We start from the raw sequence: 24176 nt of genomic DNA, 5'->3' as shown, positions 1-24176 counted from the left end.
ATCACGCGCGGCGCAAGGGGTCGTCGGCATGCAACACACCGTCGATCGACGGGCGTGCCCGATCAGAGAGACTGGATCCACGCGGCCAGCATCACCGCGGCGAGGATCGCGAAGGCCGACAGGAAACGGTCGATGTTCAGGCCCATGAAGATGGTCAGGCCGCGATATCCGTTCTGCACGTGTCGCATGGGAAAATCCTCGAAACTCCAATCGACCCCGGGATGCCCGCGGAATGGGGCGCGATTGAGGCGCAGTTCGGGCGATTTCGGTGCGCGGCGTTTCGGGGCTGTCGCCAGCCCTAGCAGAAGATGTCGTTCCAGAGCGCGAAGAGCATCAACGCCCCCATCAGCGCGATCCCGATGGTCATGAGCACGCGCACCGCATTGTCCGAAGGCGGCTTGCCGCGAACGGCCTCGTAGGCGTGGAAGACCAGGTGGCCGCCGTCGAGAACGGGGATGGGAAACAGGTTCAGCAGACCCACCGCCGCCGACAGGCCGGCGATGAACCATACGAAGTTCTCCAACCCTTGTGTCGCGACCGCCCCCGACGTCTCGGCGATGCCGATGGGCCCCGACAGGTTGCAGGTGCTGATCTGCCCGGTGACGATATGCGCAAGCGCCGACAGCGAGGATTTCAGGATATAGCCGGTCTGGCTGAAACCATAGCTCACCGCCTCGACAAGCCCCGCCGTCTCGGTCACCGGCTCGAAGAAGAGCGACCCGGTGATGCCGATCAGATAGCGCGTCTCGAACCCGCCATCAGGCAGCGGCAGCGCCTGGCTACGCGGGGTCAGCGTGAACTCCAGCACCTCGCCCTCGCGCCATACCGTCAGGCCCAGCGGTGCGCCCTCGGCCACCTCGACCTTGCGCTGCAGGTCGCGGAAGGAGTGGATCGCAACGCCGTCGATGGCCGTCACGACGTCGCCCGCGCGAATGCCGACATCCCATGCGGCGGAGCGGGCCTGCACCTGCTCGACCCGCGCGGGCATCGGCGGGGCGGCGTCCAGCCGCAACATCTCGCCATCGCGCCGCACTTCGTAGGAGATGGACTCGCCCGCCGGCAGTTCCGCCGCGGTGGACGCCACATCGGTGATGGCCTCGATCGACTGGCCGCCGATCGAAAGGATCTCGTCGCCCGGTTGCAGCGTCACCACCGCCTCGGGCAACGGCTTGAGTTCACCTACCACCGGATTGTCGACGACCCGGCCCGACACGATGACGAACCCCGCGAAGATCAGGATCGACAGAATGAAGTTGAAGATCGGTCCCGCCGCCACCGTGGCCGCCCGGCGCCAAAGCGATGCGCCCGTCATCGTCTGCGCGCGCTCCGCCTCGGTCATCTCGGCCACGGTGCCGTCATCGCCGACGCTCGCCGCGTTCGCGTCGCCCCGGAACTTGACGTAGCCGCCCAGCGGCAGCGCCGCCATCTGCCAGCGCGTGCCGTGCCGGTCCATCCGCGACCAGAGCACCGGCCCGAAGCCGATCGAGAAGACGTCCGCCTTGATGCCGCACCAGCGCCCGACGATGTAGTGGCCGTATTCGTGGATCGCCACGATCACCGACAGCGCCAGCACGAAGGCCAGAAGCGTCCAGATCAAGCCGCCGAACTGCGGGACGAGTGATGCGATCATTGGCGGTCTTTCCTGCTTAGGCGTGCCGACCCTGCGCGGCGACGGCCCGCGCGGTGTCGCGGGCGACACGGTCGGTCTGCTGCACCATATCGAGGGTCATGGTGGCAGCTTCAAGGCGATCTTCCGTCGCAAGCCTGTCCAGCACCGTCGCGACCAGCGGGGCCATGTCGGTGAACCGGATGCGGCCGTCGATGAACAGATCCAGCGCCGCCTCCTTGGCGGCGTTGAACGCGGCGCCGGCCAGCCCGCCGGCCTCCATCACGCGATGCGCCAGGCGCAGGGCGGGATAACGCGCCAGATCGGGCGCACGGAAATCGAGCCGCCCGGTTTCGGCCAGGTCAAGCAGCGCCACGGGCAGATCCCGGCGTTCCGGCCAGTTCAGCGCGAAGCCGATGGCGTGGCGCATGTCGGGCGCCCCCAGATGCGCCATCGTCGCCCCGTCGCGAAACCGCACCAACGCGTGAACGATGGATTGCGGGTGGATCACGGTGTCGATGCGGTCGGGCGGCAGTCCAAAGAACTCATGGGTCTCGATCAGCTCCATCGCCTTGTTGAACATCGAGGCCGAGTCGATGGTGATCCGCCGCCCCATGTCCCAGTTCGGATGGGTGCCGGCCTGCGCGGGCGTGGCGCCGTCCAGCGCCTCCAGCGGCCAATCGCGCAAGCCCCCGCCGGACGCCGTGATGGTGATCTTGTCGACGGCATTCATGTCCTCGCCGCGCAGGGCCTGGAAGACGGCCGAATGTTCGCTGTCGACCGGCAGGACGGTGGCGCCCTGCGCCCGCGCCTCGGCCATCAGCAACGGGCCGGCGCAGACCAGGCTCTCCTTGTTGGCCAGCGCCAGCGTCGTGCCATGACGCAAGGCCCGCAGGCCAGGCGCCAGACCGGCGGAGCCGACGATCGCCGACATGATCCAGTCGGCGGGCCGGTCCGCGGCCTCAAGCAGTGCCCCTGCCCCGGCCGCCGCGTCCACCCCCGACCCGTCCAGCGCCGCGCGCAATTCCGGCAGTCGATCCTCGAAGGCGGTGACGGCGATCTCGGCCCCGAGCGCGCGCGCATCCGCGGCCAGCCGTTCGACATTCGCGCCCCCGGTCAGGGCGACGACATGATAGGCGTCCGGCGCGCGACGGATCAGGTCGAGCGTGTTCTGACCGATGCTGCCGGTCGCGCCGAAGATCGACACGCGCCGCATGCTCAGAGCACCGGGACGGGCGGAAACTCCGACAGGGACTCGATCACCAAGAGCATCAGCGCCGCGCCCAGCATCGCGTCGAACCGGTCGAACAGTCCCCCATGCCCCGGCAGCAGGTTGGAGCTGTCCTTGACGCCCACCTTCCGCTTGACCGCGCTCTCGGCGATGTCGCCCATCTGCGCCATCATCGCCAGCGCGACTGAGACGCCGACCGTCTCCCACCCGGCATCCTGCCAGATCACCCAGATCCAGCCGACCAGCGCCGCGCCGATCCAGCCCGCGATGGTGCCCGACCACGTCTTCTTGGGGCTGACGCGCGGCCAGAACTTCGGCCCGCCCAGCATGCGCCCGGCGAAGTATCCCGCCACGTCCGACATCACGACGACCGCGATCAGCCACAGCATCCAGATCAGGCCGAACTGCGTCAGATGCTGCGTCAGGCTCAGGCCCGCCAACACGATCGCCGCCGAGAAGCCGACCATGATCCGGCGGTCGTTGCGGATGAACGCGATCCCCGTCATCGGCACCAGCATCAGAAGCGGCAGGCCGAACCCGATGGGTAGGATGTTGGCCAGGAACAGCGCGACCGCGCCCACTCCGGCCATCAGCTTGGCGCGCTTGGGCCCACAGCGCAGCATCGTCGCCAGCTCCCACAGCATCAGGCCCACGCAGACCGAGATCAGCGCCACGAACCAGAGCCCGCCGCCCACGATGGCCACGCCGCCGATCACCAGCAGGAAGATCGCCGTGCCCAGCCGCGGGGCCAGATCTTGAAACCGGCCCGCGACCTTGGGCTCCAGCGGGGGCTGGAACTCGAACTCGAAAAGGGGCGGCTCCTCCTCCTCGGCGTGGTCCTCGGGCCGCTCGTTCACGCGGTCATACCGCCATAGCGGCGTTCCCTGGTGCCGAAGCGCGACAGGACCTCCTCGAACCGCTCACGCGTGAAGTCGGGCCACAGCGTGTCAACGAATTCGTACTCGGCATAGGCCGACTGCCACAGCAGGAAGTTCGAGATCCGCGCCTCGCCCGAGGTGCGGATCACGAGATCGGGATCGGGCAGGACATGGGTGTCCAGATAGCGCGGCAAGGTCTCGTCGGTGATCGCCTCGGGGTCGAGGCGGCCGCTGGCCACATCGCGGGCCAGCCGCTTGGTCGCGCGCGCAACCTCGTCCCGCCCGCCATAGTTCAGCGCGATCGTCAGGTTCACCCGCGTGTTGTGCGCGGTCAGCGCCTCGATCATGTCCATCAGGCCGCGCAGCTTGGCGTCCAGGCGCAGTCTGTCGCCGATGAAGCGCACCCGCGTCCCCTGCTCCAGCAGGCTGTTCGCCTCGGTCTGGATGTAGCGCCGGAACAACGACATCAGCCCCGAGACCTCGCTCTGCGTGCGTTTCCAGTTCTCGGTCGAGAAGGCGAAGACGGTCACGTATTCGACGCCCAGATCCGGGCAGGCGGCGACGATCTCGCGCACGCGCCGGGCGCCCGCGCGATGGCCCAGCAGGCGCGGCCGCCCCCGGCTCTGCGCCCAGCGTCCGTTGCCGTCCATGATGATGGCGACGTGGCGTGGCCCGATCGTGACTTGGGTCGGCATGGTCATCTCGCTCGTCCTCGCTTTGTCGGGGCCGCGTGGTTCGTCCCGCGGCCTTGTGCCCGTTTTCCCGTGGCCATCACCGGCGCGCCGGGGCAGACCGGGTCAGACCTGCATGATCTCGGCCTGCTTGTCTTCCAGCGCCTGGTCGATCTTCTTGATGTAGGAATCGGTCATTTCCTGGACCTCGCTCTCCCACATCTTCGCCTCGTCCTCGGCCAGGCCATCGGCCTTCTTGATGCGGTCCATGCCGTCGCGCCGGATGTTGCGGATCGAGACCCGGGCGTGCTCGGCATACTGCCCGGCCACCTTGGTCAGATCGCGGCGCCGCTCCTCGTTCAATTCGGGGATCGGCAGCATGATGATGGTGCCGTTGAGCTGCGGGTTGATGCCCAGCCCGCTTTCGCGAATGGCCTTCTCGACCTTGCCGACGAGTCCCTTGTCCCAGACGTTGACGGTGACCATGCGCGACTCGGGGACGTTGACGGTGCCGACCTGGTTGATCGGCGTGGGCGCGCCGTAGGCGTCGACCATCACAGGCTCCAGCATCGAGGCCGAGGCGCGGCCGGTGCGCAGGCTGCCGAATTCCGTCCTCAGGTTGGTCATCGCGCCGTCCATCCGGCGTTTCATGTCGTCGGTGTCCAGCTCGAAATCGTCGGCCATGTCATTCGTCTCCCGCAGGCTTTCGGCGCGGTATATCGGGGGATCCCGCGCAGGGAAAGACGGTTGGCCCGACATGCCCGCCACCCGTGGCCCGGTGGCCCCGGTGCCGTTCAGCCCTCGACGCGGGTATACGTCCCCTCGCCCGCCAGGATCGACCGGAACCCTCCGGGCGCATCCAGCGAGAACACGATGATCGGCAGGCCGTTCTCGCGCGCCAGCGCGATGGCCGATGCGTCCATGACCTTCAGATGCTTCGACAGCACCTCGTCGTAGGTGATCGTGTCGTAGCGTTTCGCGTCCGCGAACTTCACCGGATCGCGGTCGTAGACGCCGTCGACCTTGGTGCCCTTGAAGATGGCGCCGCAAGACATCTCGGAGGCACGCAGGGTCGCGGCCGTGTCGGTGGTGAAATACGGGTTTCCGGTGCCGGCGGCGAAGATGACGACGCGCTTCTTCTCCAGGTGGCGCACGGCGCGGCGGCGGATATAGGGCTCGCAGACCTGATCCATCGGGATCGCGCTGATGACACGGGTGTGGATGCCTAGGCTCTCCAGCGCGCCCTGCATGGCCAGCGCGTTCATCACCGTGGCCAGCATGCCCATGTAATCCGCGGTCGTCCGCTCCATCCCCTGTGCCGAGCCCTGCAAGCCGCGGAAGATGTTGCCGCCGCCGATGACCATGCAGATCTCGACCCCCATCTCGTGGACGGACTGGACCTCGCGCGCGATGCGTTCGACGGTGGGCGGATGCAGGCCATAGCCTTGGTCGCCCATCAGCGCCTCGCCCGAGATCTTGAGCATCACGCGGCGCAAGGCAGGCTCTCCGACGCCTGTTCCAGTTGCTTGCGCGGCCTGGTCATCCATGGCGTCATCCCCTTGCTTCGGTTGCGGCCCGACATATGCCGGATTACCCGTTCGTCGGCAACCGCATGGGCGGCGCCGTGACGTCACATGAAGAACGCGCCGCATCATGCTGGAATTGATCGGAAAGATAGATCGGGAACGTCCGATCCTGATCGCCGGGCCGACGGCATCGGGCAAGTCCTCGCTCGCCCTCGCCATCGCGCGCGCCAAGGGGGGGCGCATCGTCAACGCCGACGCGCTGCAGGTTTTCGCCGACTGGCGTATCCTGACCGCACGCCCTTCGCCCGAGGAGGAGTCGGCCGCGCCGCATGCCCTCTACGGCCATGTCGGCTGGTCGGAGCGGTACACGACCGGCGACTGGTTGCGCCAGATCGCGCCCTTTCTGCAGGGCCTCCGCCCGATCATCGTCGGTGGCACGGGTCTCTACTTCCGCGCGCTGACCGAAGGGTTGGCCGACATCCCCCCGATCCCGCCCGAGATCCGCACCGCCGCCGCCGCGCGGCTGGAAAGGGTGGGACTCGACGCGATGGGCCGGGACTTGTCGGAGGACGTGCGCACCGATATCGACTTGGCGAACCCGATGCGCGTCCTGCGCGCGTGGGAGGTGGCCCGCGCCACGGGCCGGTCGATCCGCGACTGGCAGGCGGACACGCCCTCGCCCCTGCTCGACCCGGCGAAGGCCACCACGCTGGTCCTGGACGCACCGCGCGACTGGCTGACACCCCGGCTGGAGCGACGCTTCGACGCGATGATCGCACAGGGCGCGCTGGACGAGGTCCGCGCCGTGCTGCCCAAATGGGACCCCGCCGCCAACGCGGCGCAGGCGATCGGCGCGGCCGAACTGGTCGCCCATCTGCGCGGTGAGATCGACCTGGCCGCCGCCCGCGACCGGGCCGTGATCGCCACGCGGCGCTACGCCAAGCGTCAGCGCACCTGGTTCCAAGCCCGCATGAAGGCCTGGCAGCGGGTCGACGCGACCAACCTCTGACCTAAGAACGGTGCGCGGCCACGAACGGAACCCGCGACGCCCCGTTCCGCGTTGGGAGGCGACACCAACCGCACCCGAGGACACCATGGCCGATCTCAGCTGGACCATTCCCGTCATGCGCGCCGGCTATGCCGGGCGCGGCCTGACTTATCTGTCGATCGCCGGCCTGTCGCTCTGGGCCATTTGGCGCGGGGGCGAGGCGCAGGGTACCGGATCGGCGCTGGAAACCCTATCTGACAGCGGATGGGGCATCGCCGTCCTGTGGCTGATTGCCCTGGGCCTTTTCGCCTATGCCGTCTGGCGCGGTATCGACGCAATCGAGGACCTGGAGGAATATGGCGACGATGCGAAGGGCATGATCTCGCGCGCCGGCATGATCGTGACCGGCCTCATTCACGGCGCCATCGCCGCGCTCGCGATTTCGCTGGCACTGGGCGGCGGTGGCGGCAGCGGCGGCGAAGGGGGCGTCTCGAACCTGGTGGGTGACGTCCTGGACTGGCCGGGCGGCGCGATCATCGTGACCGTGGGCGGGCTGATCACCATCGCGGCGGGCATCTATTACCTGATCAAGGGGTGGAAGGCGAAGTATCGCGAGAAGCTGCGCGCCAATCACTTCACGTCGAACTACGACTGGGCGCTGCGCTTCGGCGTAATGGCGCAAGGGGTCATCATCGTCGTTATCGGTGGTTTTCTGACCGTGGCGGGCTTTCGCGGCTCCAGCCAGGAGGCGGGCGGGATGGGCAAGGCCTTCGACTGGCTGGCCTCGCAACCCTTCGGCAATTTCCTGGTGATCGTCCTGTGCCTCGGCCTGCTGGGCTTCGCGTTCTTCTGCTTCGTGAACGCGGTCTACCGCGTGATCCCCAAGGTCGCCGGCGACGACCTGACGACCCTGGCCGCCAAGATGAAGGCCAAGGCGGCCTGACCGGCCCCGCGTCAACGATCCGTTAACCGCTCCGTCTCAGAACCGGGGCCGTCGACAAACGGAACACGACGGGTCCAATCCGGCCCGCCGGCACCACCCGCGGGGCATGGCACCCTCGCGGCACGGATCGCGGGGTAGCGCCCGCGCCACGACCCGTCCGCCCCACCCGGGGCCGACGTCGGTTTCCACCTTGGCGGACAGATGATCCGCCGCCAGATGACCGAGATCGGACAGCAAGAAGGGGGACCGGTGGGCCCCCTTCCCTTTCGCCTGCCCGGTCGCGACGTCAGCTACAGCCCGACGTCCCGCCACATGTGTTGCACTTCATGCAGGTCCCGTTGCGGACCAGCGTGTAGTTGCCGCACTCGCCGCAGGCCTCGCCCTCGTATCCCTGCATCTTGGCCTTGGTCCGCGCGGTCATCGAGGCGACGGCCGTGGTCGAGGTCGTGGTCTGCGCGATGGCCATCTGGCCCCCGTCCGAGAACCCGGTCGGGCGGGCGGCCAACTCGGCGGCCACCTGGTCGACACCACCGCGCAGCGCCACCAGGTCGTGCGGCAGCCGCTTGCGCAGATAGCCCGAGGACGTGACCGACTTGATCACCGCGAGCGACTTGGACGCGGCCGAGCGGTCGGAGGCGTCGGCAGTCCCGTCGCCACCCTCGCCTTCGCTTTCGCCGATCGAGTCGAAGGTCTCGCCCTGCGGCTTCACATGGGCCAGATCCTCGCGATCCAGGTAGCTGACGGCGAGTTCGCGGAAGATGTAGTCCAGAACGCTGGTCGCGTTCTTGATCGAGTCGTTGCCCTGCACCATCCCCGCCGGCTCGAACTTGGTGAAGGTGAACGCGTCCACGAACTCCTCCAGCGGCACGCCGTATTGCAGGCCGACGCTGACGGCGATGGCGAAGTTGTTCATCATCGCACGGAAGCCGGCGCCTTCCTTGTGCATGTCGATGAAGATCTCGCCCAGACTGCCGTCCTTGTATTCGCCGGTGCGCAGATAGACCTTGTGCCCGCCGACGACCGCCTTCTGGGTATAGCCCTTGCGCCGCTCGGGCATCTTCTCGCGGTGGCTGCGGATCAGCTCCTTGACGATGACCTTCTCGATCACCTTTTCGGCCAGGACCTGCGCGCGGGCGGCCGGGGTGCCGGTCTCCAACACGTCGGCGGCCTCGTCGTCATCCTCAACCAAAGCGGCGGCCAGCGGCTGCGACAGCTTCGATCCGTCGCGGTACAGCGCGTTGGCCTTGACGCCCAGCGACCACGACAGTTCGTAGGCGGCCTTGCAGTCCTCGATCGTGGCCGAGTTCGGCATGTTGATCGTCTTGGAAATCGCGCCCGAGATGAAGCTCTGCGCCGCGGCCATCATGTGGATGTGGCTGTCGACCGACAGGAACCGCTTGCCCTTCTTGCCGCAGGGATTGGCGCAGTCGAACACATTCAGATGTTCATCGCGCAGACCCGGCGCGCCCTCCAGCGTCATGGTCCCGCAGACATGGTCGTTCGCCGCCTCGATCTCCCTCTTCGAGAACCCAAGATGCCGCAGCAGGTCGAAGGTCGGATCGTTCAGCTTAACCGCCGGGATGCCCAGCGTCTGCATGCAGAACGCCTCGCCCAGGGTCCACTGGTTGAACACGAAACGGATGTCGAAGGCCGAAGGCAGCGCCGCCTCGATCTTGTCCAGCTCGGTCTTGGTGAAGCCGTGCCCGATCAGCGAGGTGTGGTTGATCCCCGGCGCCTGACCCAGGCTGCCATGACCCACCGCATAGGCGATGATCTCGGCGATCTGCGCCTCGCCATAGCCCAGCTTGCGCAGGGCGGCGGGCACCGATTGGTTGATGATCTTGAAGTAGCCGCCGCCGGCCAGCTTCTTGAACTTCACCAGCGCGAAGTCCGGCTCGATCCCGGTCGTGTCGCAATCCATCACCAGACCGATCGTGCCGGTCGGCGCGATCACGGTGGACTGCGCGTTGCGGAACCCGTGTTGGCCCCCCCGCGCGACCACGTCGTCCCAGATCTCGGCCGCCAGTTCGGTCAGCCGGGTGTCGGGGCAGCCGTCGATGTCCAGCGCGACGGGCTTCACTGCCAACGTCTCGTAGCCTTCAGTCGCGCCCTTGGCCGCGTTGCGGTGGTTGCGCATCACGCGCTGCATGTGATCGGCGTTCCGGGCATAGCCCGGGAACGGCCCCAGCTCGCCCGCCATCTCGGCCGAAGTGGCATAGGACGCGCCCGTCATCACCGCCGTCAGCGCGCCACACAGCGCGCGGCCCTCGCGGCTGTCGTAGCCCAGCCCCATGTTCATCAGCAGGCCGCCGATATTGGCATAGCCGAGCCCCAGCGTGCGGAAGTCGTAGCTGCGCTGTGCGATCTCCTTCGACGGGAACTGCGCCATCGCGACGCTGATCTCCAGCGTGACGGTCCAGAACCGGCAGGCGTGGACATAGCCGTCATGGTCGAAGCCGCCATCGGCCGTCATGAACTTCAGCAGGTTCAGCGACGCGAGGTTGCAGGCCGTATCGTCGAGGAACATGTATTCTGAACACGGGTTCGACCCGCGGATCGCCCCGTCCTCGGGGCAGGTATGCCAGTCGTTCACCGTGTCGTGGAACTGGATCCCCGGATCGGCGCAGGCCCAGGCGGCATGGCCGACCTTCTCCCACAGGTCACGCGCCTTGACCGTCTTGGCGACGCGGCCGTTGGTGCGGTTCGTCAGCTCCCAATCGGCGTCCTTTTCGACGGCGTGGAGGAAGGCGTTCGTCACCCGCACCGAGTTGTTGGAGTTCTGGCCCGCGACGGTGTTGTAGGCCTCGCTGTCCCAATCGGTGTCATAGGTCGGGAAATCGACCTCGGTGTAACCCTGTGCTGCGTATTGCAGCACGCGCATCACGTAGGCCTCGGGCACCATCGCCTTCTTGGCGGCGCGGATCGCGGCCTTGAGCGTCTCGTTCTTGGCCGGGTCGCAGGCATCTTCCATCGACCCGTCCCATGCTTTCACGGCGGCCATCACCTCGTTCAGCTTGCCCTGCGTGGCCTTGGATCCCGCGACGATGGCCGCGACCTTCTGCTCTTCGACGACCTTCCAGTCGATGAAGGCCTCGATATCGGGGTGGTCCATGTCGACGATGACCATCTTGGCCGCCCGCCGCGTCGTGCCGCCCGACTTGATCGCGCCCGCCGCGCGGTCGCCGATCTTGAGGAAGCCCATCAGGCCCGACGACTTGCCTCCGCCCGACAGCGCCTCGCCCGCGCCGCGCAGGTGACTGAAATTCGTGCCCGTGCCCGAACCGTACTTGAACAGCCGTGCCTCGCGGACCCACAGATCCATGATGCCGCCATCGTTCACCAGGTCGTCGGCGACGGACTGGATGAAGCAGGCATGCGGCTGCGGATGCTCGTAGCTGGACTTGGAGCGTACCAGCTTGCCGGTCTTGGGGTCGACGTAGTGGTGCCCCTGCGCCGGACCGTCGATCCCGTAGGCCCAGTGCAGGCCGGTGTTGAACCATTGCGGCGAATTCGGCGCGGCCATCTGGCGGGCCAGCATCACGCGCATCTCGTCGAAATACGTGCGCGCATCGTCCTCGGTCGTGAAATAGCCGCCCTTCCAGCCCCAATAGGCCCAGGCGCCCGCCAGGCGGTCGAAGACCTGCCGGGACGAGGTCTCGCCGCCGAACCGCTCGGCCTCGGGCAACTCGGCGAGTGCCGCCTCGTCGGGAATGGAGCGCCACAGGAACTCGGGCACGTCCTTCTCGCGGACGCGCTTGAGGCGGGCGGCCACGCCGGCCTTGCGGAAGTATTTCTGCGCGATCACGTCGGAGGCGACCTGGCTCCAGCCCTCGGGCACCTCGACCGCGTCCAGCTTGAACACCGTCGTCCCGTCGGGATTGCGGATTTCGGACGTCGTCGTCGTGAAGGTCAGTGCCGCGTAGGCATCCTGCCCCGCCTCCGTGAATCTACGCTCAAGCCGCATGATTGTCCGTTCCCCACTTCTCTATAGCATTGCCATGGAAGGGGCCGCACCGACCGCCTCCCGCCACCGTAATCCGGGCGTCCTGGCCCCGGGTGGCAGAACATCGAACCCGATCGGTCCGTTCCGGTCAGCCCAAGGCAACTGCCCCTTCCCAACGCGCCGGGCCACTAGATGTGGTGGCTCTCTTGCGCGTTCCTACAATTGGCGGACATTTCCCGAGTCGGCAATGTGGATATCGGGGATAAGGACGAAAGAAATTCCTTGACGGTTTTCCGCCCCGCGGCGCGCTGACCCCGCGGCAGTCGGCAGGCCAAGCGATGCAGGCGTTTCGGCCCCGAATCTGTCGTCCCGCAGGCGGGTCGCGCGACCGTGGCGCGCGTGCAACGCACCGGTTCATACAGACCGATCCACAGGATGTTCGGGGGCCCCGTCGGGGGTCGGGATGGCGCGTGCCCTTGGGGCCCGCCATCCCGCGCCGTGGTCGGGGCGGCGAGATTCGAACTCACGACCCCCTGTACCCAAAACAGGTGCGCTACCAGACTGCGCCACGCCCCGACGGGCGCGGCCTAGCAGGGGATCGCGCCGAGGGGAAGCCTCAGTCGCAGGGCCAGGCGGCGGCGTCCTGCGGCATGGCGGGGCTGCGCAACTCGTCGCCCGCATCGAGGCCCAGCGTCGCGGCCATCCCGCCGTTGATCTCCAGCACGGCCAGCGTCGGCGCGCCGGCGCGGATCGGCGTCTCGTCCAGCGGAACGGCGTTCTCGTGGATTCGGGCGATGCGCCCGGCGGCATCGAGAAATATCATGTCCAGCGGGATCAGCGTGTTGCGCATCCAGAAGGCCACGTCGCGCGGCCGGTCGTAGACGAACAGCATGCCCGACAGGCGCGGCATCTCCTCGCGGAACATCAGGCCCCGGGCCTGTTCCTCGGGGGTGCGGGCCAGTTCCACGCGAAAGCGGACCGTACCGAAATCGCCGCGTATGTCGACAAGGCCGGGCGCGCAATCCGCCAGGGCCGCGCCACAGAACAGCATCACCCCGGCCAGGGCGGCCGGAACGCGGCCGATCAATCGGAACAGAATTCCCATCGGCGCACCTCGACCGCTAGCCGTCCGCGGTCCCCTTGCACCGCGCGCAGGCAGATTGCCTCGCCGGGGGCGAGATCCGCAAGCCCGAACCGGCGCAGCACCTCCACATGCACGAAGATGTCGTCCCCGGCGCCGAAGGCGTTGGCGAAGCCGAACCCCTTGGCCTTGTTGAACCACTTCACCCGCGCGGGCAGGAACGGCAGATCGTCGGGCACCTCGCGCAGGTATTCCGGGATGGCCGGGTGCGCCTCGGGGGCGGGGGCTTCGATCGACAGGATCTCGGTCGCCTGCAGGCCGCGCTCGCTGGATTGGTAGGTCAGGCGCACGCGGCTGCGTTCGGCGATCGAAGACTGCCCGAAATTCCGCAGCACGTTGATATGCAGCAGGACGTCCCGTTCCACGCCGCCGGCCACGACGAAGCCGAAACCTCGCGCCATGTCGAACCACTTCACCGTGCCATCGACCGGACCGTTCTCCGTCGTCTCCGTCAAGCCGAACCCCTTCCCCCGAGGGGCGCCGCGGCGGCGCCCAGGACCCTTATCCGAAAAATGCAAAAGCAGTCTTGCCCAATGCAGGACCGACGAACAACTCGTCTAAAGCGGCCACCGGGCGGGACGCCACAATGCCCTCGCGTCAAGGGCGGGACCCGGCCGATCCGAGACGCGCGGACTCAGGGGTTGAGGCGCGCGACGTCCCATTCCGCTTGACCGGGGGCCGTGCGGGTGAAGCGGAATCGGTCGTGCAGGCGAAACGCGCCATCCGCCCAGAGCTCGATCTCGACCGGCCGGATACGGAAGCCGCCCCAGAACGTCGGCCGGGCTGGATCGGGGCCCTTCGTCGCGGTGACCTTCGCGACCTTCGCCATCAGCGCGGCGCGGCTCGCCAGCGGTCGCGACTGTTCCGACGCCCAAGCCCCCAGCCGCGACTGCAACGAGCGGGAACGGTAGTAGGCATCGGCCTGCGCGTCCTCGACCCGCTCCACCGGGCCGCGCACCCGCACCTGACGGCGCAGCGACTTCCAATGCAGCACGAAGGCCGCGCGCGGATTGGTGGCCAGTTCCTGGCCCTTCCGGCTGTCGAAATTGGTGTAGAAGACGAACGCGCCCCGGGCGACCTCGATCTCCTTCAGAAGGACCATGCGGACGTCGGGCAGGCCATCCGCGTCGACCGTGGCCAGCGCGATGGCGTTCGGGTCGTTCGGCTCGCTTGCCTCGGCCTCCGACAGCCAGCGCGCGGCGATGGCGACCGGGTCGTCGCCCGCGAAGATCCCGTCCCGTTCCGCCGTCATGCCGCCCCCGCGCCCGTGAACCTTGCCGCCTTATCGCCTTTCGCCTATTGCCGGGACCAAGACAAGTCGGAGGGGATCATGGCGGGGATCATGGCAGGCAAGCGTGGGCTCATCATGGGGCTCGCGAATGACAAGTCGATTGCCTGGGGCATCGCGAAGGCCTGCGCCGAACAGGGGGCGGAACTGGCGTTCAGCTATCAGGGCGAGGCGCTGAAGAAGCGCGTGGCCCCGCTGGCCGCGCAGGTCGGCAGCGACATCGTGCTGCCCTGCGACGTGGGCGACGGCGCCTCGATCGACGCGATGTTCGGCGCGCTGGGCGAGATCTGGGACAACCTGGACTTCATCGTCCACGCCATCGGCTTCTCGGACAAGAGCGAGCTTCGTGGCCGCTATCTCGACACGTCGCTGGACAACTTCCTGATGACGATGAACATCTCGGTCTATTCCTTCACCGCCGTGATGCAGCGCGCCGAGAAGATGATGAAGAACGGCGGCTCGGCGCTCACGCTGTCCTATTACGGGGCCGAGAAGGTCATGCCGCATTACAATGTCATGGGCCTGGCGAAGGCCGCGCTGGAATGTTCGGTGCAGTACCTGGCCGAGGATCTGGGCCGCGACGGCATCCGCGTCAACGCGATCAGCGCGGGGACGATCAAGACCCTTGCCGCCAGTGGGATCGGCGATTTCCGCTACATCCTGAAATGGAACGAATACAACTCCCCCCTCCGCCGCACGGTCACGCAGGAGGAGGTGGGACGCTCCGCCATGTATCTTCTGTCGGACCTGTCCTCGGCGGTGACCGGCACGATCCACCATGTCGACGCGGGCTACCACGTGGTCGGCATGAAGAACGTCGACGCCCCTGATATGACGCTCGACAAGAAGGACCACTGACGCGTGCTGACGGGCGGGCATCTGCTGGCGTTCAACGCCGCGCTGTTCGTCGCCGTCGCCGCGCCCGGTCCGGCATTCCTGCTGTGCATGCAAGCTAGCCTGCGCGGCGGTCGGCGCGAGGGCATGCTGACGGGGCTGGGCCTCGCGGTGATGGCAGGGCTCTGGACGCTGGCCGCGCTATTGGGGCTTGACGCGCTGTTCGCGTATTTTCCGCTGGCCTACACCGCGCTCAAGATCGTGGGCGCGCTGGTCGTGCTGTTCTTCGCGGTGCAGACTTGGCGCGGCGCGCGCACCCCGATCGAGGCCGCGCCGCCGGTGTCGCGGCGGCGGGCCTTCCTGCGGGGGTTCGCGCTGAACCTCGGCAATCCGAAATCGATCCTGTTCTCGGCCGGCGTCCTGCTGGTGATCTTCCCGCCCGGCCTGTCGGCGGGCGCGATGGCGCTGATCACGGTGAACCACATCCTGCTGGAGACGGTGGTCTATGCCGGGCTGGCGATCCTGATGTCGCGTGACGCGGTGCGGACCCGCTACCTGGCGTTCAAACCGGTGCTGATGCGGGTGATGGGGGTCGTCCTGGGCGGCCTCGGCCTGCGCCTTCTGGTGACGTCGTGACGCTGGGCATGCTGCTCACCCTCGCGGGCCTTCAGGCGCTGATCGCCATGAGCCCCGGCCCCGCGGGCGTGCTGTGCATCAAGACCGCCGCCGCCTCGGGCATTCGCAACGGCGTGGCGCTGGCCGCGGGGCTGGCGCTGGGGATTCTCGTCTGGGCCCTGGCGGCGCTGACCGGCCTCAGCCTGCTGTTCGAGGTTGCGCCCTACCTGCAGACCGCGCTGCGGCTGGTCGGGGCGGTCTTCCTGGTCTGGATCGGCCTGTCGCTCTGGCGCGGGGCCGACGCGCCGATGCCCGCCGCCCGTGCCGTCCGGGCGGGTCTTGCGCGCACCGTTCGGCTGGGCATCTGGACCAACCTCGCCAATCCCAAGGCGCTCGCCTATTTCGCCGCCGTCTTCACCGGCCTCCTGCCCGGCGACCCGACGCTGGCCGACGGCGCCCTGATCCTGGCGCTGATCTTCGTGATCGAGTTCGGCTGGTACGCGACGCTGGCGCTCGTCTTCTCCCGTCCGGTGCCGCGGGCCGCCTATGGCCGCGCCAAGGCGTGGCTCGACCGGGCCTTCGGCGCCGTCGTCGCCGCACTCGGCATCCGCATCGCCATTCCCTGAGGAGCCCCCCAATGTCCGACCCCCTGCCCCACGAAAAAGGCTTTCACATCAGCTGGGATCAGATCCACCGCGACAGCCGTGCGCTGGCATGGCGGCTGGACGGGCGCGGGCCCGACGACGGTGGCTGGCGCGCCATCGTGGCCATCACCCGCGGCGGCATGGCGCCCGCGATGATCGTCGCGCGCGAACTGGACATCCGGCTGGTCGACACGATCGGGGTCAAGTCCTACGACCACCAGACCCAGGGCGAGGCGCAGGTCCTCTCCAAGCCCGACGACGCGATGGTCGGCGACGGCGAAGGCGTGCTGGTGATCGACGACCTGGTCGACAGCGGCAAGACGCTGGAGGTCGTGCGCGGCCTTTATCCCAGGGCGCATTTCGCCACCGTCTATGCCAAGCCCAAGGGCGAGCCGATGGTCGACACCTTCATCACCGGCGTCAGCCAGGACACCTGGATCTTCTTTCCCTGGGACATGGCGCTGCAATACGTGCAGCCCTATCGCGGCACCGACTGACCGCGCGGACGCCGCCTTGCCTGCAGGGCGATGCCGTCGCGGGCGCGCACCGTCAGATGGGCGACGGGAACGGGCGGCGGACCGACGGGCCGGAACGCGAACGCGTCGATCAGCCGCGCCAGCAGCAGGACACCTTCGGCCATGGCGAAGCCGGCGCCCGTGCAGACGCGCGGCCCGGCACTGAACGGGATATAGGCCCGGCGCATGCTGTCCTGCGTCTCCGCCCGCGACCAGCGATCGGGGTCGAAGCCGTCGGGGTCCTGCCACAGCCGTTCGTGCCGGTGCAGATGCCAGGGCGACAGCACGCATTGCGCCCCGGCCCGCGCGGCGCGACCGCGGAACGTCTCGGGGCGCGTCGTCTCGCGCACCATCATCGGCACGGGCGGATAGAGGCGCAGCGTCTCGCGAAAGACATCGCGGGTGAAGGGGAGCGTCGACAGGTCCGCGAAGGTGAACGCTTGCCAATCGCGCCGGGCCTCGGCGGCGACGCGGTCCTGCACTTTGGGATGCGTGGCCAGAAGATAGAGCGCCCAGGCAAGCGCCGAGGCGGAAGTCTCGTGCCCGGCGAGGAAGAAGATGGCGACCTGGTCGACCATTTCCTCGGGGGTGAACAGGTGGCCCGTTTCCGGATCGGGATAGGTCATGATCTTCGTCGCAAGGTCGTCGGGCGCCGTGCCCTGCGCGATCTCCTCGGCGCGTCGGGCGACGAGGGCCGCGATGGCCGCGCGGATGGCGCGCGCGGCGGCCAGCGTGCGCGGACGATGAAGGCGCGGAACCCAGCGCGGCAACGGCACCAGCGCCGCGACATTCAGGAGCGGCTGGGTACGCTGATAGTCGCGGAAGGCGCGAAAGACCCGGGCGGCCAGCCGATCCTCGATCGGGACCGAGAAGAGGGTGCGGAAGATCACGTCGGCGGCGGCGAAGCTCGCGACCTCTTCCATTTCGTGCGTGCCGTCATCCAGGCGCGCGACCGACGCGGCGGCGGCGTCCAGCATGCCGGGGAATGCGTCGCGCAGCCGTCCGCGCCCGAACGCCGGGTCGATGATGCGGCGCTGCCGCTCCCACTCGGCGCCATTGGTGACGAAGACCGAACGGCCCAACAGCGGGGCCAGACCCTCGCGGATGCGGTCGGACTTCGGAAAGTCGGCCGGGCGGCGGCGCAGGACGAGGTCGACCAGGTCGGGGTCGTTCATCATGAAGCTGCGGAAGAAGGGCGTCCGGAAATCGGCCATCCACGCGCGGTAGAGGCGTGCGGGCTGCGCCGACAGGATGTCCGCCCGGAACCGACGGGCATAGCCCAGCAATCCCACCCGTTCCTCGCGCGACGCGGGCTTGGGCGGGATCACGCGGCCATTCCGGTGAAGCGGTTGACCGGATCGCGCAGGGTCGACGGGCTGTCGCCCCGGGTTGCGAAACGATCGGCCAGCGTCATCGGGCCGGCGGTGATGCGGAAATAGTCGTAGTCGTCGACCCGCCCCGGCAGGGCGTCGAAGGCGCAGAGATACTGGAAATGCAGCCGGAAGTAACGCCGTCGCAACGCGGCCCGGCGTTCGGGCGACAGGGTTCGGGTGAAGGCCGCCGACAGGATCAGCGGACCGCGCCGTTCCGCCGGTGCGACACCCGAGACGGCCACCGGATCGCAAAGCGCGAAGGCGCAGCCGTCGCCCGGGGCGGACACGTCGACCCAAGGCACAGACTCCTGCCCGCCCATAAGGTGAAGATCACCGCGTAACCGTCCGGCATCGCTCAGGAAGCTGACCATGGGAACGACATGGCCCAGCGTCAGCAACGAACACCGCCCCGGCGGCACCCGGCCCGCGCGCAGCATGTCCGCCAGGACCGAGATCGCGATATGCGCGCCCGAGGAATGGCCAATCACCAGAACCTCGTCGGCGTCGGACCGGATCGCCTCGGCCACGGTATCGGCGAAGGCCCGCATCCGGGTTTCCAGCGCATCCGGGTAGGCCCCGCGCCATCGGGCGGAGAAGGCGTAGTCATGCATCAGGTAGTGGGCGAAGACCTTGTTGTCCTGCGCCCGGAACCAGCGCAGAAGTGCCCAGCCGGACACCAGGCCCAGCCCCCAGGACACCGGGTCGGCCGCCCCCTGCCCGAACGACAGCAGATCGAACGCCGCACGGCCCAGCGACGCGACGGACCAGCCGGCGACGATGGCCAGCAGCAATTGGGCGATCAGGAAGACGATGGGATAGAGCGCCGCGATGACGGGTCCCTTTCGCAGCCGCATCAACCGGAAGAGAGCGCCGGACGAGATGTAGATCCAGGCCGTCCGCAGCATCTGCCAATAGGTCGCGGGGATCGAGGCCGACATGCTGGCCGAGACGATGTCCGACCAGACCAGCACCTCGATCCGCGTGTCGACCGCGCAGCCGTCGATCTGCGCGTGGACGTCCCAGGAATACGGGCCGTCGCCGCGCGCCTGCTTCAAGGCGTAGCCCGAGAGCCGCGCCTGTTCCGCCCCCTCGCGGCGATAGAGCTCGCGGTAGCGGCGCGGGTGGAACGGGTCGTATCCCGGAATATAGAGAACGCGGCGGCGCTTCACGCGGGTCATGGCTTGCCTCCCGACGCGGCAGGGTGCCAGACACGTCGGGCGAAATTATGGAGTGCGGGATGACCGATCTCGAAGTGGACGCCCTCGGACTTCTGTGCCCCCTGCCCGTGCTGCGGCTGAAGAAGCGGATCCGCGATCTGCCCCGGGGCGCGACCGCGACGCTCTTGGCGGACGATCCGGCCGCCCATGTGGACGTTCCGCATTTCTGCGCCGAGGCCGGGCACGAGTTCCTCGGGGTCGAGGGGCATGCCTTCAGGATCCGGAAGGGCTAGACGCGCGGGGCGGCGGCGCGGGCGGGCCGGGCGGACGCGGCGCGCTGGCCCGACCGGTCATTCGGCCGCCTGTCGGTGATCGGGGCCGCCCGCGCGGATGACCGCCAGCAGTTCCTCCCGCCGTTTGGCCGCGCGCCGCTCGTTCGCCTCCTTCACCGGGCCGAAGCCGCGGATGGTCAGGGGCAATTCGGCCAGGGCCACAATAGCGTCGCGCGTCCCGTCCGACAGCTTGGGCAGCACCTCGTCCATGTCGGCCTCGTACTGCGCGATCAGGGCGCGCTCCATCCGGCGCTCGGGGGTGCGTCCGAACGGGTCGAACGGGGTGCCGCGCAGGACCTTGCCGCGGGCGAGCAGCGGATAGAACCGCTCGATCCACTGGCCGAAGGCGCGCTTCTTCGGGCGGCCGTCGGACCCTTCGGAGGAGATCACGGGCGGGGCCAGATGATAGGTCAGCTTCAAGTCGCCATCGAAGGCGTCGCGGACCTTGGCACGGGTGTCCTTCAGCAGGCGCGCGACCTCGTATTCGTCCTTGTAGGACAGCAGCTTGTGATAGCCCTTGGCAACCGCTTCGCGCAGCTTCGGATCGTCGATCCCGTCGAGCCTGCGGGTGTAGCGCGTGGCCAGTCGCGCGGATTGATACGCCTTCAGATGGTCGACCCGCGTCGCGATCTTCTGGTCCGGCGTCTGGGGCAGCGGGACGACATTGTCGGCCAGCATCGCCTCGGCCTCGCCCGGGTAGACGATGGCCCAGCGGCCGAGCTCGAACGCGCGTTGGTTCTTCTCGACCGCGGCACCGTTCAGGCGCACCGCCTCGTGGATCGCATCGCGGCAGAGGGGGATGAGGCCCTTCTGCCAGGCCGCGCCCAGGATCATCATGTTGGAGAAGATCGTGTCACCCAGCAACCGCTCGGCCAGGGCGCTCGCGTCGAACATGGTCAGCCGGTCGCGCAGCCGCGCCTGAAGCGAAAGGCCCAGCCGGTCGGCGGGCAGCTTGAAATCGGCGTTGCCGGTGAAATCGCCGGTGACGATCTCGTGGCTGTTGACGACGGCACCGGTGCGTCCCGTGGACGTCAGCGCCAGCGTCTTGTTGTCGGCGCTGACGACAAGGTCGCCGCCGATCAGGGCGTCCGCCTCGCCCAGGGCCACGCGGATCGCGCTGATGTCGGCGGGCGCGTTGGCCAGCCGGCAATGCAGCGCGACGGCGCCGCCCTTTTGCGCCAGGCCCGCCATTTCCATCAGGCCGGCGCCCTTGCCGTCGAGATGGGCCGCCATTGCCATGACCGCGCCGATGGTGACGACCCCGGTGCCGCCGACCCCGGTGATGACCGTGTTCCAGGTGCCGTCGATCGCGGGCGGCCGGATGTCGGGCAGATCGCCGATGTCCACGTCGGCGGTGGCCTTCTTCTTGAGCTGCGCGCCCTCGACGGACACGAAGCTGGGGCAGAACCCCTTCACGCAGGAATAATCCTTGTTGCAGGACGACTGGTCGACGGCGCGCTTGGTGCCGAACGCCGTCTCAACCGGGACGAGGCTGACGCAGTTCGACTGCACCCCGCAATCGCCGCAGCCTTCGCAGACATCGGTGTTGATGAAGATGCGGCGGTCCGGGTCGGGGAAGAGGCCGCGCTTGCGGCGCCGGCGCTTCTCGGCGGCGCAGGTCTGGATGTAGAGGATGGCGCTGACGCCCTCGACCTCGGTCATCCGCTTCTGGACGGCCTCCATCTCCTCGCGCTCGTACCAGTCGAGGCCCTGGGGAAACTTGGCACGATCGACGCCCTCCTTCTCGTCATAGACGACGGCGATCGTCCTGACGCCCATGGCGACCAACTCGCGCGCGATCTGTTCGGGCTGCAGGTCGCCCTCGTTGTGCTGACCGCCCGTCATCGCGACCGCATCGTTGTAGAGGATCTTGTAGGTGATCGTCGTCCCGGCGGCGAGTGCGGCCCGGATCGCAAGAATGCCGGAATGGTTGTACGTGCCCTCGCCCAGGTTCTGGAACACATGCTTGCGGGTCGAGAACAGCGACTCGCCCACCCAGTTGACCCCTTCGGCGCCCATATGGGTGTAGCCTTCGGTGTTCCGGTCCATCCAGAGGGCCATGACGTGACAGCCGATGCCGGCCCCCGCGCGTGACCCTTCGGGCACCTTGGTCGAGGTGTTGTGCGGACAGCCCGAGCAGTACCACGGCGTGCGCTTGGCGATGTCGGGGGCGTTGTCGGCGCGTTTCGCTTCGGTGATGCGGGCAAGGCCGGCTTCCATCCGGTCGGTGCCGCGCCCCTCCTCCTTCAGGACGCGGCCCAGCTTCTCGGCGATGTCGGTCGGGTCCAGCGCGTAGGCCTGGGGGAACAGCCGGTTGCCCTTGCCGTCCTTGTAGCCATAGACGCGGCGGCCGCGGCGGTCGTCGAAGATCGCCTCCTTCACCTGCACCTCGATCAGCTTGCGCTTCTCCTCGACGCAGACGATCAGATCGAGGCCTTCGGCCCAGTCGTGCAGGCCCTTCATGTCCATGGGCCAGGTCTGACCGACCTTGTAGGTGGTGAGGCCGAGCCGCTGGCATTCGGCGTCGTCGAGACCCAGCAGGTTCATCGCATGCACGAGGTCGAGCCAGTTCTTGCCCGCCGCGACGAACCCGATCTTGGCGCCCGCCTTGCCGTGCATCCGCCTGTCCATCCGGTTGGCGTGGCTGAACGCCTCGGCCGCCCAACGCTTGTAGCCCAGAAGCCGCTCCTCCTGCGGAATCCAATGGTCGTTGAGGCGGATGTTCAGCCCGTCGGGCGGCAACTCGAAATCGGGGGTCACGAAGGATTGCCGGTCGGGGCGGCCGTCCACGACGGACGTCACCTCGACGGTGTCCTTCATCGTCTTCAACCCGACCCACACGCCGGCATAACGCGACAGCGCCCAGCCATAGACGCCGAAATCCAGGATCTCCTGCACGCCGGCGGGCGACAGTACGGGCATGTGCACGTCGACCAGCGCCCAGTCCGACTGGTGGCAGGTGGTGGAGGATTCGCCGGTATGGTCGTCGCCCATCGCCATCAGCACGCCACCATGGCGCGACGTGCCCGCCATGTTCGCGTGCCGCATCACGTCGCCCGACCGGTCCACGCCAGGGCCCTTGCCGTACCAGAGACCGAACACGCCGTCATATTTGCCCTCGCCCCGCAGTTCGGCCTGCTGGCTGCCCCAGAGGGCGGTGGCGGCCAGATCCTCGTTCTGGCCGGGCCGGAAGGTGATGTCGTTGGCCTCCAGCACCTTGCGGGACTTCGCCATGTTCAGGTCGACGCCCCCTAGGGGCGAGCCGCGATACCCGGTGCAGTAACCTGCCGTGTTTAGACCCGCACGCCGGTCCCGCTCCTTCTGCATCAGCATCAGCCGGACCAGCGCCTGGGTGCCGTTCAGCAGGACGTCCTTCTTCTGCAGGTCATAGCGATCGGACAGCGAAACATCGTGGCGCATGAAACTCTCCTCCTGTCGCGAATATAGGTCAAAAAGGCTGACCCATAAAGGGGAAATCTTCACCGGACATTTCCACCTCGATCCCCTATATAGCGCGCGGGGAGGCCCTTTTGGCCGAAAGTGAACACATGGACTGGGACAAGCTAAGAATATTTCACGCCGTCGCGGATGCGGGATCGCTGACCCACGCCGGCGACGTGCTGCACCTGTCCCAGTCGGCGGTCAGCCGCCAGATCCGCGCGCTGGAGGAATCGCTGGAGACGACGCTGTTCCACCGCCATGCGCGGGGGCTGATCCTGACGGAACAGGGCGAGCTGCTTTTCGACGCGACGCAGCACATGACCAAGCGCCTCGACGCCGCCGCCGCGCGCATCCGCGACACCGAGGAGGAGGTGTTCGGCAACCTGCGCGTCACCACCACGATCGGATTCGGTTCCATCTGGCTGGCCCCGCGGCTTCCCAAATTCTATGCCCGGTTCCCCGATCTGAACCTGGATCTGATGCTGGAGGAGCGGGTCCTCGACCTGCCCATGCGCGAAGCCGACGTCGCCATCCGCATGAAGGAGCCGAGCCAGGCCGACCTGGTGCGCAAGCGCCTGATGGAAATACGCATGCAGCTGTTCGCGACGCCGGCCTACCTGGCGCAGAACGGCACGCCGTCGTCGATGCACGACCTGGCGGGCCACCGCCTGCTGTGCCAGGCCCTGGGCGCCACGCAAGTCAGCGCGGGGGCAACCCTGGTGCGCGAGCTGATGTCCTACGAGATCGGCCGGACGCTGACGGTAAACAACTATTTTGGTGTCCTGCAGGGGGTGCTGAGCGACCTCGGGATCGGAGTCCTGCCCGACTATCTGATCCAGGATTTCCCGCAGCTCGTCCGCGTGTTGCCCAATGTCGAGTCGAACGAGGTGCCGGTGTTCCTCGCCTTCCCCGAAGAGCTGCGCGGCTCCAAGCGGGTGGAGGCGTTCCGTGACTTCGTGGTCGACGAGGTGGTGGCCTATCGCAAGGCCAAGCAGGGTCTCGCCGCGCGTTAGCCATGCAGTGGGCGCAATCCGGCTTTGCACCGAACGG

22 protein-coding genes and 1 tRNA gene are annotated in these 24176 nt (G+C 67.9%); 8 read left to right on the top strand and 15 right to left on the bottom strand.

Going from position 1 to position 24176, the window contains the following annotated elements:
• Nucleotides 1-62: 62 nt before the first annotated feature.
• From MWU52_RS17930 to pyrH, 7 genes are all read right to left on the bottom strand, one after another.
• Nucleotides 63-188, bottom strand: a complete 126-nt coding sequence (locus MWU52_RS17930; protein WP_281493889.1) for a hypothetical protein — start codon at nucleotides 186-188, stop codon at nucleotides 63-65.
• A gap of 110 nt (nucleotides 189-298) precedes the next feature.
• Complete coding sequence (rseP, locus tag MWU52_RS03150; protein WP_246949343.1) at nucleotides 299-1630, bottom strand: RIP metalloprotease RseP; 1332 nt, start codon at nucleotides 1628-1630, stop codon at nucleotides 299-301.
• 16 nt (nucleotides 1631-1646) lie between these two features.
• Nucleotides 1647-2822, bottom strand: a complete 1176-nt coding sequence (dxr, locus tag MWU52_RS03145) for a 1-deoxy-D-xylulose-5-phosphate reductoisomerase (protein ID WP_246949341.1) — start codon at nucleotides 2820-2822, stop codon at nucleotides 1647-1649.
• A 2-nt stretch (nucleotides 2823-2824) separates the two neighbouring features.
• A complete protein-coding gene (locus MWU52_RS03140; protein WP_246949339.1) occupies nucleotides 2825-3694 on the bottom strand; it encodes a phosphatidate cytidylyltransferase in 870 nt (289 codons plus the stop codon).
• Nucleotides 3691-4416 carry a polyprenyl diphosphate synthase gene (gene uppS, locus MWU52_RS03135; protein ID WP_246949336.1) on the bottom strand — a complete coding sequence of 242 codons (726 nt, stop codon included), beginning with the start codon at nucleotides 4414-4416 and terminating at the stop codon, nucleotides 3691-3693. The genes MWU52_RS03140 and uppS overlap by 4 nt, the downstream gene beginning before the upstream one ends.
• A gap of 96 nt (nucleotides 4417-4512) precedes the next feature.
• A complete protein-coding gene (gene frr / locus MWU52_RS03130) occupies nucleotides 4513-5070 on the bottom strand; it encodes a ribosome recycling factor (RefSeq protein WP_246949334.1) in 558 nt (185 codons plus the stop codon).
• Nucleotides 5071-5180: 110 nt separating this feature from the next.
• Nucleotides 5181-5933 (bottom strand): UMP kinase, encoded by a 753-nt coding sequence (pyrH, locus tag MWU52_RS03125; protein WP_246949332.1) that lies wholly within the window; start codon nucleotides 5931-5933, stop codon nucleotides 5181-5183.
• A 106-nt stretch (nucleotides 5934-6039) separates the two neighbouring features.
• Between pyrH and miaA the strand changes: the two genes are divergently transcribed.
• Entirely contained in the window at nucleotides 6040-6921 is an 882-nt protein-coding gene (gene miaA, locus MWU52_RS03120; RefSeq protein WP_246949330.1) for a tRNA (adenosine(37)-N6)-dimethylallyltransferase MiaA, read from the top strand.
• Nucleotides 6922-7006: 85 nt separating this feature from the next.
• Complete coding sequence (locus MWU52_RS03115; protein ID WP_246949328.1) at nucleotides 7007-7843, top strand: DUF1206 domain-containing protein; 837 nt, start codon at nucleotides 7007-7009, stop codon at nucleotides 7841-7843.
• A 286-nt stretch (nucleotides 7844-8129) separates the two neighbouring features.
• Here MWU52_RS03115 and MWU52_RS03110 read toward each other — a convergent pair whose 3' ends face one another.
• The 5 genes from MWU52_RS03110 to pdxH form a co-directional block, all read right to left on the bottom strand.
• Complete coding sequence (locus MWU52_RS03110) at nucleotides 8130-11807, bottom strand: vitamin B12-dependent ribonucleotide reductase (RefSeq protein ID WP_246949326.1); 3678 nt, start codon at nucleotides 11805-11807, stop codon at nucleotides 8130-8132.
• A gap of 478 nt (nucleotides 11808-12285) precedes the next feature.
• Nucleotides 12286-12362 (bottom strand) — tRNA-Pro (locus MWU52_RS03105).
• A gap of 40 nt (nucleotides 12363-12402) precedes the next feature.
• Entirely contained in the window at nucleotides 12403-12891 is a 489-nt protein-coding gene (locus MWU52_RS03100; RefSeq protein WP_246949325.1) for a DUF192 domain-containing protein, read from the bottom strand.
• Nucleotides 12870-13382: a cold shock domain-containing protein gene (locus tag MWU52_RS03095; RefSeq protein ID WP_246949324.1), complete on the bottom strand. Its 513-nt coding sequence runs from the start codon at nucleotides 13380-13382 to the stop codon at nucleotides 12870-12872. Before MWU52_RS03095 ends, MWU52_RS03100 begins: the two co-directional genes overlap by 22 nt.
• A gap of 179 nt (nucleotides 13383-13561) precedes the next feature.
• Nucleotides 13562-14179: a pyridoxamine 5'-phosphate oxidase gene (gene pdxH / locus MWU52_RS03090; protein ID WP_246949322.1), complete on the bottom strand. Its 618-nt coding sequence runs from the start codon at nucleotides 14177-14179 to the stop codon at nucleotides 13562-13564.
• Between the two features lie 75 nt (nucleotides 14180-14254).
• Between pdxH and fabI the strand changes: the two genes are divergently transcribed.
• From fabI to gpt, 4 genes are read left to right on the top strand one after another with little or no spacing between them, the layout of a single operon-like run.
• Nucleotides 14255-15073: an enoyl-ACP reductase FabI gene (gene fabI / locus MWU52_RS03085; protein WP_348645515.1), complete on the top strand. Its 819-nt coding sequence runs from the start codon at nucleotides 14255-14257 to the stop codon at nucleotides 15071-15073.
• A gap of 3 nt (nucleotides 15074-15076) precedes the next feature.
• Complete coding sequence (locus tag MWU52_RS03080; protein ID WP_246949319.1) at nucleotides 15077-15685, top strand: LysE family translocator; 609 nt, start codon at nucleotides 15077-15079, stop codon at nucleotides 15683-15685.
• Between the two features lie 8 nt (nucleotides 15686-15693).
• The gene (locus MWU52_RS03075; RefSeq protein WP_246949317.1) at nucleotides 15694-16290 is read left to right on the top strand and encodes a LysE family transporter; all 597 of its coding nucleotides are present in this window, start codon (nucleotides 15694-15696) and stop codon (nucleotides 16288-16290) included.
• A gap of 11 nt (nucleotides 16291-16301) precedes the next feature.
• Nucleotides 16302-16805: a xanthine phosphoribosyltransferase gene (gpt, locus tag MWU52_RS03070; protein WP_246949315.1), complete on the top strand. Its 504-nt coding sequence runs from the start codon at nucleotides 16302-16304 to the stop codon at nucleotides 16803-16805.
• On the opposite strand, the gene MWU52_RS03065 is transcribed toward gpt, so the two are convergent.
• Nucleotides 16787-18151 (bottom strand): cytochrome P450, encoded by a 1365-nt coding sequence (locus MWU52_RS03065; RefSeq protein ID WP_246949314.1) that lies wholly within the window; start codon nucleotides 18149-18151, stop codon nucleotides 16787-16789. The genes gpt and MWU52_RS03065 overlap by 19 nt on opposite strands.
• A complete protein-coding gene (locus MWU52_RS03060) occupies nucleotides 18148-19374 on the bottom strand; it encodes a hypothetical protein (RefSeq protein WP_246949312.1) in 1227 nt (408 codons plus the stop codon). Before MWU52_RS03060 ends, MWU52_RS03065 begins: the two co-directional genes overlap by 4 nt.
• A gap of 59 nt (nucleotides 19375-19433) precedes the next feature.
• Here MWU52_RS03060 and MWU52_RS03055 point away from each other — a divergent pair, with 59 nt between their 5' ends.
• The gene (locus tag MWU52_RS03055) at nucleotides 19434-19646 is read left to right on the top strand and encodes a sulfurtransferase TusA family protein (protein WP_246949309.1); all 213 of its coding nucleotides are present in this window, start codon (nucleotides 19434-19436) and stop codon (nucleotides 19644-19646) included.
• A gap of 57 nt (nucleotides 19647-19703) precedes the next feature.
• Here the strand turns inward: MWU52_RS03055 and MWU52_RS03050 are convergent, their stop codons facing one another.
• Nucleotides 19704-23105, bottom strand: a complete 3402-nt coding sequence (locus MWU52_RS03050; protein ID WP_246949307.1) for an indolepyruvate ferredoxin oxidoreductase family protein — start codon at nucleotides 23103-23105, stop codon at nucleotides 19704-19706.
• Between the two features lie 128 nt (nucleotides 23106-23233).
• Here MWU52_RS03050 and MWU52_RS03045 point away from each other — a divergent pair, with 128 nt between their 5' ends.
• Nucleotides 23234-24139: a LysR family transcriptional regulator gene (locus MWU52_RS03045; RefSeq protein WP_246949304.1), complete on the top strand. Its 906-nt coding sequence runs from the start codon at nucleotides 23234-23236 to the stop codon at nucleotides 24137-24139.
• Nucleotides 24140-24176: the final 37 nt, after the last annotated feature.

The organism is Jannaschia sp. S6380, assembly GCF_023015695.1.
GTDB lineage: Bacteria > Pseudomonadota > Alphaproteobacteria > Rhodobacterales > Rhodobacteraceae > Jannaschia.
Note: the sequence above shows the minus strand (reverse complement) of the source record. Positions and strands in the feature narration are given on the sequence as shown.